Source organism: Actinomycetota bacterium (assembly GCA_036280995.1).
In the GTDB taxonomy this organism is placed as follows: Bacteria; Actinomycetota; CALGFH01; order CALGFH01; family CALGFH01; genus CALGFH01.
This window is the reverse complement of the sequence record DASUPQ010000589.1, coordinates 1-2,757: the sequence shown is the minus strand read 5'-3', so window position 1 is coordinate 2,757 and position 2,757 is coordinate 1. Positions and strand designations below refer to the sequence as shown.

Genomic DNA, 2,757 nt, shown 5'->3' with positions numbered 1-2,757 from the left:
AAGACGCCATGGCGGTGCTCGACACCGACCCCGCCTCGGCCACCAGCGGCCAGGTGGTCGGCTGGAGCGAGCTACCCACCACCGGCAACGAGCTCCACCACTTCGGCTGGAACGCCTGCTCCAGCGCGCTGTGCCACCAGGGCCACGGCGGCCACGGCCAGCCCCTGGAGCGCCGCTACCTGGTCGTGCCCGGCCTGCGGTCCTCGCGGACCTACGTGCTGGACACCAAGCCCGACCCGCGCCAGCCCCAGGTGGTCCACACCATCGAGGCCGAGGAGCTGGCCCGCAAGGCCGGCTACTCCCGCCCTCACACCGTCCACTGCGGCCCGGGCGGGATCTTCCTGTTCAATCTGGGCGGGGCCAACGGCAACGACGGCCCCGGCGGGGTCGCCCTGCTCGACCACGAGACCTTCGACGTGATCGGCGCCTGGGAGCTGGACCGGGGGGAGCAGTTCTTCGCCTACGACGGCTGGTGGCACCTGAACCACGACACCATGATGACCTCGGAATGGGGCACGCCCCCGATGTTCGAGAACGGCCTGGACCCCGAGGATCTGCTCGGCCGCCGCTTCGGCCACCACCTGAACTTCTGGAGCATGTCCGACCGCAAGCTCGTCCAGCGCATCGACCTGGGCGACGCCCACCAGCTGGTGTTCGAGGTCCGGCCGGCCCACGACCCGGCCAAGGCCTGGGGGTTGGTCGGGGTGGTCATCAACGTCGAGGACCTGTCGGGATCGGTGTTCCTCTGGCACCGCGACGGCGACCGCTGGGCCGCCACCAAGGTCATCACCATCCCGGCCGAGCCGGCCGACCCCGACCTGCTGCCGCCGGCCCTCAAGTCGTTCGGGGCGGTGCCGCCGCTGGTGTCCGACATCGACCTGTCGGTGGACGACCGCTGGCTGTATGTGTCCTGCTGGGGCACCGGGGAGCTCAAACAGTACGACGTCAGCGACCCCTTCCACCCCCGCGAGACCGGCTCGGTCCACCTCGGCGGGATCGTGCGCCGCCAGCCCCACCCGGCGGCCCCCGAGGAGCGGCTGGCCGGCGGGCCGCAGATGGTCGAGGTCAGCCGCGACGGCCGCCGGGTCTATGTCACCAACTCGATCTACGGGGTCTGGGACGACATCTTCTACCCCGACGGGGTCGGCGCCTGGGCGGCCAAGCTCGACGCCAACATCGACGCCGGCGGGCTCGCCCCGGACCCGGGGTTCTTCCCCAACGGCGACGCCTTCCGCGGGCTGCGGGTCCACCAGACCCGCCTTCAGGGCGGCGACGCCTCCAGCGACTCCTACTGCCACACCAGCTGACGCTCGAACAGGAGACGACCATGCACCCTCTGGCCCACCACGCCGGCGAGGAGACCCTCGCCGCGCTGCTGCTGCTCGGGGGTGCATGGTTGTCGGTGCTGGTAGCCTACAGCCGGACCCGGCTGGCCTCCGCCCGCGCCAGGTTTGCCAGGAAGCGGGGCCCCACCGGCCGAGGTTGAGAACCCAGGCCAGGCGGCCACGCCATTCTCCAGGTCGTTCCCGAGCGTCTCGGTGATGTTTCTGGAGAGTGTTCGGTGCCGCGTCCGGGCTCGGTGCCCCGGTATGGCACCAGGTCCGCTGTGCCCCGACGAAGACGTGCAGCCCCACTTCGCCGAACTCGTCGGGCTGACCGCCGGTGAGGCGCTAGGTGATGAACGCCACCAACTCGGGTGGCATGGCCGGTCCGGGGACGCCGAGCGACCGCAACAGCGCCCTGGCCGTGTCGGCGTGGCTGGCCGCCTGGAGCCGCTCAAAGGCCTCGAGGGCCGCCCTGGCCTCAGCCACCGCGACCTCGGGACCTCCTCGGCCAAGGCCCGGGCCAGCTCCAGGCGGGTACGAGCCAGCTCCATCGGCAGCTGGGCCTGGGCGAACCCGACCAGCGCCTGATGCAGCAGGCCGCGGGCGTCGCCCCGGCCGCTGGCTACCCCGACCCGCCCTCTGGCCAGCGCCGCCACCGCCCGCAGATGTGGGCGACGGCGGCGACGTACTCGCGGCCCAGGTACAGCGCCTCACCCAGGCCCTCCAGGACCTGCCCCGACTCGCCCTCGGCCAGAGCGGACTCGAACACCCGACGGGCAGCCGCGACGTCGCCGCCTCGCAGGGCCGCCAGGCCTAGCTGGATCAGGGCCGAGCTCACCCACCGATGACACGGCCGGCGCCGGCCGTGTCCCAGGCATCGTGGTTTCAGGCCTGGCCACACCTGCTCAATCGGGACCACATGGACCTGGGCCGGGTCGTCTCGGAAAACCATCCTCGAGCCAGGTTGCTGGAGAGGCGCTCGCGGATCTCGACTACCCCAGCCCCGGAGGTGCTGGCGGAACGGACGCCCCTGCTATGGCCCTGGCGCTCCAATGCTGCCATCGCCGGTCGGACTCCCCGAATCATCCAGTGCGGGTGATGACCGCTCACCGGTCGGATGCGATGTTGGCGACAGGTGCTCAGGTCTTGTGAAAGGGGATCTTCATGAGCACAGCTTCCCCCGACCGCCCACCCCTGTCATGAGTGGCACCGTCGAGGCCGCCGGCGAGATCCGGCCTTTCCAGGTCGAGGTGCCGGATGCGGCGTTGGAGGATCTTCGTCGCCGCGTCGCGGCCACGAACTGGCCTGAGAGAGAGACCGTTCCCGATGAATCCCAGGGCGTGCCCCTGGCCATGATCCAGCAGCTCGCCCGCTACTGGATGACCGACTACGACTGGCGCAGCTGCGAGGCCAGGCTGAACGCCCTGCCCCA

At 71.1% G+C, this 2,757-nt stretch carries 5 protein-coding genes; 3 read left to right on the top strand and 2 right to left on the bottom strand.

Going from position 1 to position 2,757, the window contains the following annotated elements:
* Together VF468_19810 and VF468_19805 are read left to right on the top strand one after the other, a co-directional pair.
* On the top strand, window positions 1-1,307 hold a 1,307-nt coding region (locus VF468_19810), incomplete at its 5' end, for a selenium-binding protein SBP56-related protein (GenBank protein HEX5880535.1).
* A 20-nt stretch (window positions 1,308-1,327) separates the two neighbouring features.
* Window positions 1,328-1,486: a hypothetical protein gene (locus tag VF468_19805; protein HEX5880534.1), complete on the top strand. Its 159-nt coding sequence runs from the start codon at window positions 1,328-1,330 to the stop codon at window positions 1,484-1,486.
* 184 nt (window positions 1,487-1,670) lie between these two features.
* Here VF468_19805 and VF468_19800 read toward each other — a convergent pair whose 3' ends face one another.
* Window positions 1,671-1,811, bottom strand: a complete 141-nt coding sequence (locus VF468_19800) for a hypothetical protein (GenBank protein ID HEX5880533.1) — start codon at window positions 1,809-1,811, stop codon at window positions 1,671-1,673.
* Between the two features lie 136 nt (window positions 1,812-1,947).
* A complete protein-coding gene (locus VF468_19795) occupies window positions 1,948-2,163 on the bottom strand; it encodes a hypothetical protein (GenBank protein HEX5880532.1) in 216 nt (71 codons plus the stop codon).
* Window positions 2,164-2,524: 361 nt separating this feature from the next.
* On the opposite strand from VF468_19795, the gene VF468_19790 reads away from it, so the two are divergent.
* On the top strand, window positions 2,525-2,757 hold a 233-nt coding region (locus tag VF468_19790; GenBank protein HEX5880531.1), incomplete at its 3' end, for an epoxide hydrolase N-terminal domain-containing protein.